The sequence below is a fragment of the Sulfitobacter indolifex genome (genome assembly GCF_022788655.1).
Taxonomy (GTDB): Bacteria; Pseudomonadota; Alphaproteobacteria; order Rhodobacterales; family Rhodobacteraceae; genus Sulfitobacter; species Sulfitobacter indolifex.
Genome location: NZ_CP084951.1, coordinates 230,034 through 244,540 on the forward strand (window position 1 = coordinate 230,034; position 14,507 = coordinate 244,540).

A 14,507-nucleotide genomic window follows, 5' to 3' on the forward strand; every position below is an offset into this window, starting at 1 on the left:
TACATGCCAAAACCACGCCAAGAAGAGCGCGGTAGAGGTTTGATATGTTTGCCAACGAACGCATGGGGTCTAGCAGTGTCGTAACCCGCACGTCCTGTCAACGCGTCCAGCGCTGGAAGGATAGCAATTAAATTTTGACGCTATTACATCAGAACACTGAGAACGAGGGGGAGGCGCACCCCTTAGGCGCCCCTCCCCATAGGGAAAATTACAGTTCGTTTTCGCAGTCCAAGAAGCCGCGATAGCCAACGGTCAGGCCGCGGTCGAGGTGGAACTTCAGTTCGGCCTCCGAGCGGCGCAGATTGTCTTCTGTGTCGGCCCAATCAGCGCCTGCAATGGGTGTGACTGTGACCTCAACGCCCTCGGCGGTGAACTGGGCCCCATCGGCAAGTGCGGCTTGGTCGATGGTCTCGTCGGACTGTAGCTCAATCAAGGTGCCCGACAGTTTGATGCCGCCCGCGTTTTCGGCCATGACAAGGCTCGGCTCGCCTTCGTTGGTCCGGCTGAACTGGCAGGTGGCCGTGGTGCCCAGCAGGCTCTCAACATTCTCAGGGGTCAGCCCAGCCGGATCGACCTTGGCAACCTCTGCGGACGAGAGTGCTTCATCTATGGTACCGACTTGAGGCTGGCTCTCGGCCTCGCCCAGTTCCGGATCAACCGCATCGCCATTCTCTTCGATATCGGCGATCAGGCTGCGCATCTCTGCAATCTCTTTGCGCTGTGCGGCGATGATGCCATCGGCCATCTTTCGCACCCGTGGGTCTGACAGCTCCGCCCGCTCAGACGTCATAATTGCGATGGAGTGGTGCGGGATCATGGCGCGCATGTAGCTGGTATCGCCCACGGTGACCTGGCTGCGCACCAACCAAAGGGTCAGAGCGAATACCACAATGGATCCTACATAAATAGCGATATTGATGGCTTTGTTCGAATACATCGACAACATAAAGCTGAGCATGATGACGGCCATAACGGCACCCATCAGCAGCGCCATATAAGTCCGCGTCTCGCTAAAGAAGACATGTTCGAATGCGTATGTGTTAATGTACATTAGACCGAACATCACGATGGTAGAGGTCGCGATCATCGCGGCGAAGCGCCAGTAGGACATGGGTAGTCTCCTTTATCATATCTAAGCGCGATGGTCCTTCGCGCCGTGGCAATTAAGGGCAGGGCACCATATGATCTTTCGTGCCGTCGTGAGCTGTTCAACGGCTCATGTCGTGTGCGAATTCGGCGGTCCCGATACCCCCCTGTGGTATGTTAACCAGCCGCTGACGCCTTAGTTCCAAAGCGTGGAGGCGCAAACCGTGGAAGCAAAGCAGAACAAGGCAGCAATCCTGAAGCGCTTGGCGCGGTTGGAGGGGCAACTTCGTGGTGTGACGCGAATGGTGGACGAGAACCGCTATTGCGTAGATGTTCTGGTGCAGACCGCAGCCGTTCGATCGGCGTTGCGAGCAGTTGAGCGACTGGTGATCGAGGATCACGCCAAACACTGTATGGAAGAGGCGATCTTGTCGGGCGACCGTGATGAACAGCGTGAAAAGTTCCGTGAATTGGTCGCCCTGTTGGAAAAGGCGCGCGACTGAGGAGAGCGGCTTTATGCGGTATGATTACGAAAATGCGCGTTCCCGAGATCGCTGTGAATCGCGCGTGCTATGCGTCGGTGAAGGCGGATAGGCAAGGGCTTGATACCGCCTCTGGCGTTGGCGCTGCCGGAATGACTTGGTTTTATAGCGTACCCGTCAGAGACCGGGCCGTCCTACTCATGGTCATACGCCCGCGGCCAATTTGAAGCAGTCGCGCTAAGGGCTGGAGGGCCTCGACCTGTCGCGGGGCATTCTAAAGCTGGCAGATAGTTACGGCCGCAAAAACAAAAACCCCTCGAAAACCGAAGTTTTCAAGGGGTTTTTTGTTCGAAATTGGTGCCCAGGAGAGGACTCGAACCTCCACACCGTTGCCAGTACTAGCACCTGAAGCTAGCGCGTCTACCATTCCGCCACCTGGGCACGTATCGTGTGGGGTGCTCTAAGGCTCGTCTGAGTGACTGTCAATCGCAATTCGGGCGAAAATCAGAAAATCCAGTCACTGACCCGTTGCAACCGGGGGTTTGGCCTTGTGACAGGGGCGGCGCGCGGGTACATCCTGAGAAAGAATTTATCTACAGGAGCGGCAGAATGTCTAAGCTGGTCACGATTTATGGCGGTTCGGGGTTTGTCGGACGCTATATCGCGTATCGCATGGCCAGAGCTGGCTGGCGGGTGCGGGTGGCGGTGCGTCATCCCAACGAAGCGCTCTTTGTGCGGACCTATGGCGTGGTTGGCCAAGTTGAGCCGGTTTTGTGCAACATTCGCGACGACGGTTCGGTGCGCGATGCGCTGCGCGGTGCGGATGCGGTGGTGAACTGCGTGGGCATTCTGGTTGAGACCGGGAAGAACGGTTTTGACGCGGTGCAGTCCGGAGGGGCCGAGCGTATTGCGCGCATGGCCGCGGGTGAGGGCGTTGATCGCTTTGTCCAAGTTTCTGCCATCGGCGCGGACATGGAATCTGACAGTGACTATGCCCGCACCAAAGGCGAAGGCGAAGCGGCAGTGCTCAAGCATATGCCCCATGCCGTGATCCTGCGCCCCTCGATCATGTTCGGGGCCGAGGATGAGTTCTTTAACCGGTTTGCCGGTATGACCCGTACGGGGCCGATCTTGCCAGTCGCCGGGGCCGCGACCCGCTTTCAGCCGGTCTTTGTCGACGATGTTGCCAAAGCGGCTGAAACGGCATTGGAAGGGCGCGCCGCATCGGGCGTGTATGAGCTTGGCGGCCCGGATGTGGACACGTTCCGTGGCTTGATGCAACGCATGCTTCACGTGATCCATCGCCGCCGCTTGGTGCTGAACATGCCGTGGTTCGTTGCCAAGATGGTGGCCTTTGGGTTTGACATGCTACAAGCAATCACCTTCGGGCTTTTCACCAACAAGATGCTGACGCGCGATCAGGTCAAGAACCTGCGCAATGACAACGTCGTGGCCGACGGTGCGCGCGGCTTTACCGAGTTGGGCATCACCCCAACCGCGATGGATGCGGTGCTTCCTGACTACCTGTGGCGCTTCCGGCCCTCGGGGCAATATGATGCAATCAAAGCTTCGGCGCGGAACCTGCGGCAGGGATAATGGAAAACTCGACCACTCTGATCGCCGCCTTTCTGGGTTTGCTAGAGGGGCTGACTGAGTTCATCCCCGTATCCTCGACCGGGCATCTATTGTTGGCCGGGCATTTCTTGGGCTTTGAAAGCGCCGGGCGCACCTTTGAGGTCGTGATCCAACTGGGCGCGGTGCTGGCGATCCTGACAGTATATTCAGCACGGCTTTGGGCGGTTTTCTCTGCCGCGCCGCATGATCCGCAGGCGCGGCGGTTCATCTGGTCGGTGCTTCTGGCCTTTCTGCCTGCTGTCGTGATTGGCGTCATGGCACATGACTTCATCAAAACGGTCCTATTTGAGACGCCGCTGCTGATTGCCATCATGCTGGTGCTTGGTGGGGTGGTGCTTTTGGTTGTTGACCGCATCGCGCCTGCTCCGACCTATTCTGACGCAACCAAATTCCCGCTTTCGATGGCCTTTAAAATTGGGGTGATCCAATGTCTTGCCATGGTGCCCGGCACCTCGCGTTCGGGTGCAACGATTGTCGGGGCGCTGATGTTGGGTGCCAGCAAGCGTGCAGCGGCGGAGTTTTCATTCTTCCTGTCGATGCCGACCATGGCGGGTGCCTTTGCCTATGACATCTACAAGAACCGCGATGTGCTGGATGCCTCCGCCATGGGAGAGATCGCCGTGGGCTTTGCCATGGCCTTTATCTCAGCCGTCTTTGTGGTCCGTTGGGTGCTCGATTACGTGAGCCGCTATGGATACGCGCTGTTCGGCTGGTGGCGAATCTTGGTTGGCAGCGTGGTTATCGTGGCGCTCTGGGCGGGGTATTGACCGAATAGGTCCGAGTCGGACCTTAATTGATGCATAAAAATGATGTCCGGGCGCAGCAAACGCCCGGAAACAGGTAAATAGGTCAGCACTGCTGTCTTTTATTTACCTTGCCGGTCTTGTATTCGAGCCTTCTGACGGAATTTGTCGAAGGAACGGGTATATGGCGAAGCAGGTCATGCTGAAATTTACAGACGTCGCGCGGGATATGCCCGAAAAGCGCCCACCTGATTTGCGCCGCACGGATTTCGATGAGATTTACGCGGAATACGCTGACCGCAAGGCCGCGGAGCAATCGAGCCGTTGTAGCCAATGTGGCGTGCCTTACTGCCAGACCCATTGCCCGTTGCATAACAACATCCCCGACTGGCTGCGCCTAACTGCCGAAGGCCGTTTGCAAGAAGCCTATGAGATCAGTCAGGCGACCAATACCTTCCCCGAGATCTGTGGCCGCATCTGCCCGCAGGACCGTCTGTGCGAAGGCAACTGCGTGATCGAACAGTCGGGCCACGGCACTGTGACCATCGGCTCGATCGAGAAATACATCACCGATACCGCATGGGAGCAGGGCTGGGTCAAGCCGCCCGCCCCCCGCGAAGAGCGGCACGAGAGCGTTGGCATCATCGGCGCGGGCCCCGGTGGGCTGGCGGCGGCGGACATGCTGCGGCGCGCAGGCGTGCAGGTCACCATCTATGACCGCTATGACCGTGCAGGTGGCTTGCTGACCTACGGCATCCCCGGTTTCAAGCTGGAAAAAGACGTGGTCGAGCGGCGCAATGCGCAACTGGTCGAAGGCGGCGTAACCTTTGAATTGAACTGCGATGTTGGCGTAGACCTCAGCTTTGGGGCGATCCGGGGCAAGCATGACGCGGTGATCATCGCCACTGGTGTCTATAAGACGCGCGAGATCGAAGCCCCCGGTGTGGGTGGCTTTGGGGTCGAGCGGGCGATTGATTTCCTGACAGCTAGCAACCGCAAAAGCTTTGGTGACACGGTTGAGGAATTTGAGAATGGCCGTTTGAATGCCGCTGGCAAGAAGGTCGTTGTGATCGGCGGCGGTGACACGGCGATGGACTGTGTGCGCACCTCGATCCGGCAGGGCGCGGAGAGCGTCAAATGCCTTTATCGCCGAGACCGGGCCAACATGCCGGGCAGCCAGCGCGAAGTGCAAAACGCCGAAGAAGAAGGCGTGATTTTTGAGTGGCTCAGTGCGCCCAAGGGTTTTGTCGGCGATCCCGTGACCGGCGTGATGGTACAGAAGATGCGCCTTGGCGCACCGGATGTGACGGGCCGTCAAGCACCCGAGGTGATCGAAGGCGCGGATTACGTCGAAGACGCCGATCTGGTGATCATGGCTCTGGGCTTTGAGCCCGAAGACCTGCCGACCCTGTGGAATGAGCCGGAGTTGCCGGTGAACCGTTGGGGCACGATCAAGGCCGATTACGTCACCGGGGCCACGGTACTTGATGGCGTTTACGCAGTCGGTGACATCGTGCGCGGCGCGAGCCTTGTGGTCTGGGCGATCAAAGACGGCCGCGACTGTGCCGAAGCGATCCTGAATGATTTCAATGGGGCGCAGCGCATCGCTGCGGAATGAAATGAGTGCTGGGGCTGCCATCATAGCGGATAACGCCATGGGTGACGAACATCACCATGGCCATTGTCTGTGCGGCGCGGTCACGGTGGATGTGACCGGGCCGTTGGCTGCGATTTCGGCCTGTCACTGCGACCTCTGCACCCGGTGGAGCGGCTCTGTCCAAATGGGGATCGAAGTGCCCCGCGCGCGGGTTTCCTGCGAAGGGCCGATCCGGACCTATGCTTCCTCGTCCTTTGCCGAGCGGGCGTGGTGCGAGACTTGCGGCACGGCGGTTTGGTTTGCCGATACCAAAGGCGAGAACGCGGGTCTGCTGGAACTGGCTCCGGGTTTGTTCGACGGGTTCGGCGGCGCAAAGCTGGCGCGCGTGGTCTATGCCGACCGCGCCCCAAGCAATCTTGCCTTGGCCGGGGATCTGGAGCGCGTGAGCAAAGCCGATTACGAGGCCTGCGCCTTGCATGTGGAGGACCAGCGATGAGCCCGTTGAGCGGTCATTGCCTCTGCGGGGCGGTCACGGTCAGCTTTGAGCCGTTGAAAGACGGGCTTGGCGCGTGTCACTGCGAGATGTGCCGCCGTTGGACCGGCAGCGCGTTCCTTGAGATTGACGCGAAACCGGGCAGCCTGACCTATGACGGCCCGGTGAAATCCTATGCCTCCTCTGACTGGGCAGAGCGGGCATGGTGCGACAGTTGCGGCAGCACCCTTTGGTATCACCTCACGCTGCCGGGGCATGACTATTACTCACTCTCTGCCGGATTGGTGGAGAATGCGGGCGGCCTGCCGCTCAAGACCGAGATTTACATAGACGTGAAGCCTGCAGGCTATGCCTTTGCCGGGGACCACGAAATCAAAACCAAGGCCGAAGTCGAAGCAGGATTTGCGGCGTTTGTGGAAGGAACCAAGCCATGACCAAATATGATGACGCCTGGGTGGCCCGCGAAGAAGCCAAACGCGCGATGATGGCCGAAAAGGGCATGTATAGCTTCGAAGAAGAGCATTCCTCTTGTGGCGTGGGCCTTGTGGTCAACATCAACGGCGAAAAGACCCGCGAGGTTGTGCTTAACGGGATCAACGCGCTGAAGGCGATTTGGCACCGCGGTGCGGTCGACGCCGATGGGATGACCGGCGATGGCGCGGGCATTCACGTGCAGATCCCCGTGCCCTTCTTCTATGAGCAGGTCCGCCGCACCGGCCACACCCCGCGCGAGAACGAGCTGATCGCCGTCGGCCAAGTCTTCCTGCCGCGCACCAATTTCGCCGCACAAGAGACCTGCCGGACCATCGTGGAAACCGAAGTGCTCCGCATGGGCTATTACATCTACGGCTGGCGCCATGTGCCGGTTGATATCTCGGTGCTGGGCGACAAGGCCAACGCAACCCGGCCTGAGATTGAGCAGATCCTGATCTCCAACGCCAAGGGCGTCGACGAAGAGACATTCGAGCGTGAGCTGTATGTGATCCGCCGCCGGATTGAGAAAGCCGCCATCGCCGCGCAGGTGCCGCAGATGTACATCGCCTCGATGTCCTGCCGCAGCATCATCTACAAGGGGATGATGCTGGCCGAGCAGGTGGCCGAGTTTTATCCCGACCTGAAGGATGACCAGTTCATCAGTGCCTTCGCGATCTACCACCAGCGCTATTCCACTAACACCTTCCCGCAGTGGTGGCTGGCGCAGCCCTTCCGCATGTTGGCCCATAACGGCGAGATCAACACGCTCAAGGGCAACATGAACTGGATGAAGAGCCACGAGATTCGCATGGCCTCCGCCACCTTCGGGGACATGGCCGAAGACATCAAACCAATCGTCGCCGCCGGGTCGAGCGACTCTGCTGCGTTGGATTCGGTGTTTGAAGTGCTGGTCCGCGCAGGCCGTTCTGCGCCGATGGCCAAGACGATGCTGGTGCCGGAGTCGTGGTCGAAGCAGGCCGTGGAATTGCCGCAGGCATGGCGCGACATGTACTCCTACTGCAACTCCGTCATGGAGCCATGGGACGGTCCCGCTGCGCTCGCGATGACCGATGGTCGCTGGGTTTGCGCCGGGCTTGACCGCAACGGCTTGCGCCCGATGCGCTATGTGGTGACATCCGATGGCATGCTGATCGCTGGCTCAGAAGCCGGGATGGTGCCGCTGGATGAGGCCCGCGTGGTGCGCAAAGGCGCGCTTGGCCCCGGCCAGATCATCGCGGTCGATATGGATGAGGGTAAGCTCTTCCACGACACTGAGATCAAAGACAAATTGGCGGCCAACCAGCCCTTTGGCGAATGGGTCGGCAAGATCACCGAGATGGACGATGTCCTTGCTGGCGTCACCGAGAAGCCGCTGTTTGAGGGGGCCGAACTGCGCCGCCGTCAGGTGGCCGCGGGCTATACCATTGAAGAGCTTGAGCAGATCCTCGCCCCCATGGCCGAGGACGGGAAAGAAACGCTGGCCTCGATGGGCGATGACACGCCATCGGCTGTCCTCAGCGGTCAATACCGCCCGCTGAGCCACTTCTTCCGCCAGAACTTTAGCCAGGTCACCAACCCGCCGATCGATAGTCTGCGCGAGTTCCGGGTGATGAGCCTCAAGACCCGCTTTGGCAATCTTAAGAACGTGCTGGACGAAGACAGCAGCCAGACCGAGATCCTCGTACTCGACAGCCCCTTTGTCGGTAATGCGCAGTTCGAAGAACTGTTGGCGCAGTTCAAGGTGCATACCGTCACTATCGACTGTACCTTTGAAGCGGGCAGCAGCAACCTCAGCGCCGGGCTGGCGCGCATTCGGGCCGAGGCGGAAGACGCCGTACGTTCCGGCGCGGGCCATCTGGTGCTGACGGATCAGTACAGTGGGGCCGACCGGGTCGCGATGCCGATGATCCTCGCCACCAGCGCGGTGCACAGCCACCTGGTGCGCAAAGGGTTGCGGACGTTTACCTCGCTCAACGTCCGGGCGGCAGAATGCGTCGATCCGCATTACTTTGCCGTTCTGGTGGGCTGTGGCGCGACCGTGGTAAACGCCTATCTGGCCGAGGATTCCTTGGCGGATCGGATCGGGCGTGGGCTGTTGGATATGACGCTGACGCAGGCGATCGGCAAATACCGTGAGGCGATTGACCAAGGCTTGCTCAAGATCATGGCGAAGATGGGGATCTCGGTGATCTCGTCCTACCGTGGTGGTCTGAACTTTGAGGCCGTGGGCCTGTCGCGCGCCATGTGTGCGGAATATTTCCCCGGCATGACCAGCCGCATCAGCGGCATTGGCGTGGTGGGTATCCAGCGCAAGGCTGAGGAAGTCCACGCGCGTGGCTGGCGGGCAGATGACGTCATCATGCCCATCGGCGGCTTCTACAAGCAGCGCAAGTCGGGTGAGAAACATGCATGGGAAGCCACCAGCATGCATATGCTGCAGATGGCCTGTAACAAGGCGTCTTATCAGATGTGGCAGCAGTACTCGAAGAAGATGCAGAGCAACCCGCCGATCCATCTGCGCGATCTCTTGGACATCAAACCACGGGGCAATCCTGTGCCGTTGGAAGAGGTCGAGAGCATCACCTCCATCCGCAAGCGCTTCGTGACGCCGGGGATGTCGCTGGGCGCGCTGTCCCCCGAGGCGCATAAGACGCTGAACGTGGCGATGAACCGCATTGGTGCCAAGTCTGACAGCGGTGAGGGCGGCGAAGATCCGGCGCATTTCGTGCCAGAGGCCAATGGCGATAACCCGTCAGCAAAGATCAAACAGGTCGCCTCGGGACGCTTTGGCGTGACGGCAGAGTATCTTAACCAGTGTGAAGAGCTGGAGATCAAGGTCGCGCAGGGTGCCAAGCCCGGCGAGGGTGGCCAGCTTCCGGGCATGAAGGTCACCGACCTGATCGCGCGGCTGCGGCACTCGACCAAGGGCGTGACGCTGATCTCGCCCCCGCCGCACCACGATATCTACTCGATCGAAGACCTCGCGCAGCTGATCTATGACCTCAAGCAGATCAACCCGCGCTGTAAGGTGACAGTCAAGCTGGTGGCGTCTTCGGGCGTTGGCACGATTGCCGCCGGGGTGGCCAAGGCCAAGGCGGATATCATCCTGATCTCGGGCCATAACGGCGGCACCGGGGCATCGCCTGCGACCTCGATCAAATATGCAGGTCTGCCGTGGGAGATGGGCCTGACCGAGGCGCATCAGGTCCTGTCGATGAACAACCTGCGTGACCGGGTGACATTGCGCACCGATGGTGGTCTGCGCACGGGGCGTGACATTGTCATGGCGGCGATGATGGGGGCTGAGGAATACGGCATCGGCACCGCGGCACTGATCGCGATGGGCTGCATCATGGTGCGCCAGTGCCAGTCTAACACCTGCCCCGTGGGCGTGTGTACGCAAGACGAAGCTCTGCGCGGCAAGTTCACCGGCAACGCGGATAAGGTGGTGAACCTCATCACCTTCTACGCCACTGAAGTGCGTGAGATCTTGGCCAGTATCGGGGCGCGGAGCCTTGATGAAGTTATTGGCCGTGCGGACCTGTTGACGCAGGTCAGCCGAGGCTCGGCGCATCTGGATGACCTCGATTTGAACCCGCTGCTCATCACCGTCGATGGCGCGCATGAGAACGTCTATGACCGCGACAAGCCGCGTCAGGTGGTGCTGGATACGCTGGATTCCCAGATCGTGCGCGATGCGGCGCGGTTCTTGGAGGATGGTGAGAAGATGCAACTGTCATACGCGGTGCAGAACACGCACCGGACCGTGGGCACGCGGGTCAGCAGCCATATCGTCAAGCGGTTTGGGATGCGCAATTCGTTGCAACCGGATCACCTGACGGTGAAGCTGACCGGGAGTGCCGGGCAATCGCTTGGTGCCTTTGCGGCACCGGGGCTGAAGCTCGAAGTCTCAGGCGATGCCAATGATTACGTCGGCAAGGGTCTGTCAGGCGGTACGATTGTGGTGCGGCCTTCGATGGCCAGCCCGGTGGTGGCGTCCGAGAACACGATCATCGGCAACACGGTGCTTTATGGCGCGACGGCAGGCTATTTGTTCGCAGCGGGCCGCGCGGGCGAGCGTTTTGCGGTGCGCAACTCGGGCGCGCATGTGGTGATCGAGGGCTGTGGCAGCAACGGTTGTGAATATATGACCGGCGGTGTGGCGGTGATCCTTGGGGAGATCGGCGCGAACTTTGCCGCCGGGATGACCGGGGGGATGGCCTATCTCTATGATCCCGACGGGCTGGCACCCAAGCTGATGAATGCCGAAACCATTGTGACCTGCGCGGTGACCGTGGATCATTGGCTGGATCAGTTGCACGGATTGATCGAGCGCCATGTGGCAGAGACGAACAGCCGCAAGGGCGCAGATATCCTCCAGCATTGGGAGAGTGAGAAGCACAACTTCTTGCAGGTCTGCCCGAAGGAGATGCTGGTGCATCTACCTGCGCCGCTGACGGTGGAAGAGACGGCTGTTCCGGCGGAGTGAGCTAGGAGGGCCGTCGACTGCCCGTGGGGTGGCGATTGGGACGGCCCTTCGTGCCACTTTATGGTGCGGCCTTGGCGTGACTTCGCAGAGTTACGCCAAGGCTCACCAAATCGCCCCCCCGGTCGCACCAAAGGTGCGCCCAAACTAAATAGGCACGCCTCTGGCGTGACGGGCGGGCAGGCGATGGCCCGGCGCCTGCGGCTTGATTCCGGGCTGGGGTGGCAGAACTAGCCACCTGACCTACCTCTGCTTTCCCCAAGGGAGGCGGTCCATGCGAAAGATTCTGCCAGTATTGCTGTTAATCACAGGCCTCACCGCCTGCACAGACTCTGCCCCACGCGGCGGCGGAGATATCCTCGTCCTCGGCGATTCCATCATGGCGTGGAACGGCAGCGCCGCGATCCCCGATGTTATCGCAAGCCAAACAGGCCGAAGCGTGGTCAGCCGCGCGGTGCCGGGGGCGCAGTTCGATAACTCTTCCACCATCGCCTCCGCCGTTGGCTTTGACATCCAACAGCAGTTCCCCGGCGGGCGCTGGAACTGGGTGGTGGTCAATGGCGGTGCCAATGATCTGAGCGCCGATTGCGGTTGCGGTGCCTGCGGGGCATCCGCGAATGCACTGATCGGACCGGATAGCCAAAGCGGCAGCATCCCAGCGTTCTTGCAGAAACTTCGCGCCCAGACCGGCGCGCAGGTAATGTGGATGGGGTATTACGCCGGTTCTGGCTCCGGTTCCTTTGCCGGCTGCCGCGATGATCTGGTAGAGATTGAATCCCGGATCGCCACCTTCGCCGCAAACCGCCCCGGCATCCATTTTGTCGATTCCGAAGACGTGATCGACCGGGCGGACCGTGGGCTGTTTTCTGGGGACAACGTACATCCCTCCGCCCGAGGCTCGGCGCAGATCGGGGCGTACCTTGCCGCCGAGATCACAGCGCGCGAGAACCGTTCACAAACCCGCGCGGGCGGCCTATAGCTAAGTCATGGCGACACGTAAAAAGACCGCCCCCAAGGGCAAGAAATCGAGCAATGCAAGCCCTCCGTTGAAAAAGCGCGCGGGCCGTTGGGCGTTACGCGCGGTTGCGCTGGCTTCTCTGTTGGCGGTGCTACTGGTGCTGCTGTTTCGCTTCGTCAATCCGCCAACCGGTTTCTACATGCTCTCGGAATCGCGTCGTTTGGGCGGGGTGCAACGCGACTGGGTGCCGCTGGAACAGATCGCCCCTGTGATGGCCCGTGCTGCCGTGGCGGCAGAAGATGCGAATTTTTGCAATCACTGGGGCTTTGACATGCAGGCGATCCGCACCGCGATTGAAAACGGCTCGGCGCGTGGGGCATCGACGATCAGCCAGCAGACCGTCAAAAATGTGTACCTCTGGCATGGCCGGTCGTGGCTGCGCAAAGCGCTAGAGGCCGGGATGACCCCGCTGGTTGAGACGCTTTGGCCCAAGCGCCGGATCATTGAGGTCTATCTCAATGTTGCAGAGTTCGATGAGGGTGTCTTTGGCGTCGGCGCTGCGGCCCCGCATTACTTTGGCGTCGCTGCCGCAGACCTAAGCGCCACGCAGGCCGCCCGGCTCGCGGCAATCTTGCCCGACCCGAAAGAGCGTTCCGCCTCGCGCCCCGGTGATTTTACCCGCAAGCGCACCGCGCAGATCATGGACGGGGCGGCGACCATCCGCGCGGACGGTCGTGCTGCCTGTTTCGAGAGTTGAAAATCCCTACGCCAGCAGGCATGGAAGAGTGCAATCCCTTTAAACACACGGACTTTATATGACGGCTCGCTTGTTTCACGTTCCTTTGTCCCCCTTCTGTCGCAAGGTGCGGCTTAGCCTTGGGGAGAAGAAGATTGAGGTGGAACTCGTCGAAGAGCGCTATTGGGAGCAAGACCCGGATTTCCTGCGCCGAAACCCGGCGGGCAAGGTCCCTGTGCTGCGGCTTGACGGCATAATAATGTCTGAAAGCGCCGCGATCTGCGAATATATCGAAGAGACCCGGCCCGAGGCGTCGTTGCTGCCCAGCGATCCGGTGCAGCGGCTTGAAGTGCGCAGGCTGGTGAGCTGGTTTGACGACAAGTTCCACCACGAGGTGACTTCGAAACTGCTTTATGAGCGGGTGAACAAGAAGGTCACCAAACAGGGCTACCCAGACAGCAAAAACGTCAAGGCCGGGGCCAAGGCGATCAAATATCACCTTGATTACATGACATGGCTTTTGGATCACCGCCGCTGGTTGGCGGGCGACGTTATGACACTGGCCGATTTTGCGGCTGCTGCACATCTGTCCTCGCTCGACTATATCTCGGATGTCGATTGGAACCGGTCGGACGTGGTTAAAGACTGGTACGCCAAGATCAAATCGCGCCCGGCTTTCCGGTCGATCCTTGCCGATCAAGTGCCGGGTTTCCCGCCGCCCAGACAATACAACAATCTGGATTTCTGATGGCGTCCGAGGCGCCAAAAGGGTGACCGGGGACAGCGACGACCTAAAGGCGCGCGTGGTCGCACGTGCGTTGGAGGAGGGCTTTGTGGCCTGCCGTATCTGCCGTCCCGCCGATGTGCCCGAAGTGCCCGAACGCCTCGCCCGTTTTGTCGAAGCCGGATATCACGGGCAGATGGGCTGGATGGAAGACCGGATGCATTGGCGCGGCAATCCTGCAGCGCTTTGGCCCGAGGCGCGGTCGGTGATCATGCTGGCCGAAAGCTATACCCCCGAACATGACCCCCGCGCGGTGTTGGAGCATCCCGAGAAGGGCGCGATTTCCGTCTATGCGCAGGGGCGCGACTACCACGATATCGTTAAGAAGCGGCTCAAGCGATTGGCCCGCTGGCTGATGGAAGAGGCCCGCGCAGCGGCGCCTGAGGTGAAGGTGTTTGTCGATACTGCGCCGGTGCCGGAAAAGGCGCTGGCGCAGGCGGCAGGGCTGGGCTGGCAAGGCAAGCACACAAATCTGCTGAGCCGAAAGTTCGGCAATTGGGCCTTTTTAGGCTCTGTTTTCACCACGCTTGACCTTGCCCCCGACGCGCCAGAGGTGGACCACTGCGGTTCTTGTCGCGCCTGCCTTGATGTCTGCCCGACAGATGCCTTTCCCGGTCCCTATCAACTCGATGCACGGCGCTGCATTTCCTATCTTACGATTGAGCATAAAGGCCCAATCGATTTGGAACTGCGCGAAAAGATGGGCAACCGAATCTATGGGTGTGACGATTGCCTCGCTGCCTGCCCGTGGAACAAATTTGCCGTGACAGCGAGTGATATGCGCTATCACGGGCCTGCCGTGCAGCCCGCCGATTTGGCCGAGCTTGCAGCGCTGGACGATTCCGCCTTTCGCGCGCGTTATTCCGGGTCTCCGATCAAGCGGATTGGGCGGGACCGCTTTGTGCGTAACGTGCTCTATGCCATCGGCAATTCTGGGCTGGCACCGCTGCGCGACGTGGCGCAATCTTTGACCGAAGATGCTGATCCGACCGTGGCCGAGGCGGCGCGTTGGGCGGCAGAGCGGTTGGCATAG

The 14,507-nt window shown here is 60.3% G+C and carries 12 protein-coding genes and 1 tRNA gene; 11 read left to right on the plus strand and 2 right to left on the minus strand.

Going from position 1 to position 14,507, the window contains the following annotated elements; all coding sequences use genetic code 11:
- Positions 1–208 precede the first annotated feature (208 nt).
- Positions 209–1,111 carry a DUF305 domain-containing protein gene (locus DSM14862_RS01095; RefSeq protein WP_007118553.1) on the minus strand — a complete coding sequence of 301 codons (903 nt, stop codon included), beginning with the start codon at positions 1,109–1,111 and terminating at the stop codon, positions 209–211.
- 199 nt (positions 1,112–1,310) lie between these two features.
- Here DSM14862_RS01095 and DSM14862_RS01100 point away from each other — a divergent pair, with 199 nt between their 5' ends.
- Positions 1,311–1,589, plus strand: coding sequence for a metal-sensitive transcriptional regulator (locus tag DSM14862_RS01100; RefSeq protein WP_007118554.1), 279 nt, complete (start codon positions 1,311–1,313; stop codon positions 1,587–1,589).
- Between the two features lie 334 nt (positions 1,590–1,923).
- Here the strand turns inward: DSM14862_RS01100 and DSM14862_RS01105 are convergent.
- Positions 1,924–2,009, minus strand: a tRNA-Leu gene (locus DSM14862_RS01105).
- 168 nt (positions 2,010–2,177) lie between these two features.
- Here DSM14862_RS01105 and DSM14862_RS01110 point away from each other — a divergent pair.
- The 10 genes from DSM14862_RS01110 to queG all read left to right on the plus strand — a co-directional run bounded on the left by DSM14862_RS01110 (position 2,178) and on the right by queG (position 14,507).
- Entirely contained in the window at positions 2,178–3,164 is a 987-nt protein-coding gene (locus DSM14862_RS01110; protein ID WP_007118555.1) for a complex I NDUFA9 subunit family protein, read from the plus strand.
- The gene (locus DSM14862_RS01115; protein ID WP_007118556.1) at positions 3,164–3,970 is read left to right on the plus strand and encodes an undecaprenyl-diphosphate phosphatase; all 807 of its coding nucleotides are present in this window, start codon (positions 3,164–3,166) and stop codon (positions 3,968–3,970) included. The genes DSM14862_RS01110 and DSM14862_RS01115 overlap by 1 nt, the downstream gene beginning before the upstream one ends.
- A gap of 160 nt (positions 3,971–4,130) precedes the next feature.
- On the plus strand, positions 4,131–5,564 hold the full coding sequence (locus DSM14862_RS01120) for an NAD(P)-dependent oxidoreductase (protein ID WP_007118557.1): 1,434 nt from the start codon (positions 4,131–4,133) through the stop codon (positions 5,562–5,564).
- A gap of 37 nt (positions 5,565–5,601) precedes the next feature.
- On the plus strand, positions 5,602–6,039 hold the full coding sequence (locus DSM14862_RS01125; RefSeq protein ID WP_040700795.1) for a GFA family protein: 438 nt from the start codon (positions 5,602–5,604) through the stop codon (positions 6,037–6,039).
- On the plus strand, positions 6,036–6,470 hold the full coding sequence (locus DSM14862_RS01130) for a GFA family protein (RefSeq protein ID WP_040700415.1): 435 nt from the start codon (positions 6,036–6,038) through the stop codon (positions 6,468–6,470). Before DSM14862_RS01125 ends, DSM14862_RS01130 begins: the two co-directional genes overlap by 4 nt.
- Positions 6,467–10,999: a glutamate synthase large subunit gene (gene gltB / locus DSM14862_RS01135; protein WP_007118560.1), complete on the plus strand. Its 4,533-nt coding sequence runs from the start codon at positions 6,467–6,469 to the stop codon at positions 10,997–10,999. The genes DSM14862_RS01130 and gltB overlap by 4 nt, the downstream gene beginning before the upstream one ends.
- Before the next feature lie 271 nt (positions 11,000–11,270).
- Positions 11,271–11,975, plus strand: coding sequence for an SGNH/GDSL hydrolase family protein (locus tag DSM14862_RS01140; protein WP_007118561.1), 705 nt, complete (start codon positions 11,271–11,273; stop codon positions 11,973–11,975).
- A gap of 7 nt (positions 11,976–11,982) precedes the next feature.
- A complete protein-coding gene (gene mtgA, locus DSM14862_RS01145) occupies positions 11,983–12,711 on the plus strand; it encodes a monofunctional biosynthetic peptidoglycan transglycosylase (protein ID WP_040700417.1) in 729 nt (242 codons plus the stop codon).
- 58 nt (positions 12,712–12,769) lie between these two features.
- The gene (gene fzlA, locus DSM14862_RS01150) at positions 12,770–13,438 is read left to right on the plus strand and encodes an FtsZ-binding protein FzlA (protein ID WP_040700419.1); all 669 of its coding nucleotides are present in this window, start codon (positions 12,770–12,772) and stop codon (positions 13,436–13,438) included.
- 22 nt (positions 13,439–13,460) lie between these two features.
- Positions 13,461–14,507, plus strand: a complete 1,047-nt coding sequence (queG, locus tag DSM14862_RS01155; RefSeq protein ID WP_007118564.1) for a tRNA epoxyqueuosine(34) reductase QueG — start codon at positions 13,461–13,463, stop codon at positions 14,505–14,507.

Coding starts and splice junctions, on each gene's coding strand:
- DSM14862_RS01095 (WP_007118553.1), bottom strand. CDS start 1,111: ATGTCCTACTGGCGCTTCGCCGCGATGATCGCGACCTCTACCATCGTG.
- DSM14862_RS01115 (WP_007118556.1), top strand. CDS start 3,164: ATGGAAAACTCGACCACTCTGATCGCCGCCTTTCTGGGTTTGCTAGAG.
- DSM14862_RS01130 (WP_040700415.1), top strand. CDS start 6,036: ATGAGCCCGTTGAGCGGTCATTGCCTCTGCGGGGCGGTCACGGTCAGC.
- gltB (WP_007118560.1), top strand. CDS start 6,467: ATGACCAAATATGATGACGCCTGGGTGGCCCGCGAAGAAGCCAAACGC.
- DSM14862_RS01120 (WP_007118557.1), top strand. CDS start 4,131: ATGGCGAAGCAGGTCATGCTGAAATTTACAGACGTCGCGCGGGATATG.
- DSM14862_RS01125 (WP_040700795.1), top strand. CDS start 5,602: ATGGGTGACGAACATCACCATGGCCATTGTCTGTGCGGCGCGGTCACG.
- DSM14862_RS01140 (WP_007118561.1), top strand. CDS start 11,271: ATGCGAAAGATTCTGCCAGTATTGCTGTTAATCACAGGCCTCACCGCC.
- DSM14862_RS01110 (WP_007118555.1), top strand. CDS start 2,178: ATGTCTAAGCTGGTCACGATTTATGGCGGTTCGGGGTTTGTCGGACGC.
- mtgA (WP_040700417.1), top strand. CDS start 11,983: ATGGCGACACGTAAAAAGACCGCCCCCAAGGGCAAGAAATCGAGCAAT.
- fzlA (WP_040700419.1), top strand. CDS start 12,770: ATGACGGCTCGCTTGTTTCACGTTCCTTTGTCCCCCTTCTGTCGCAAG.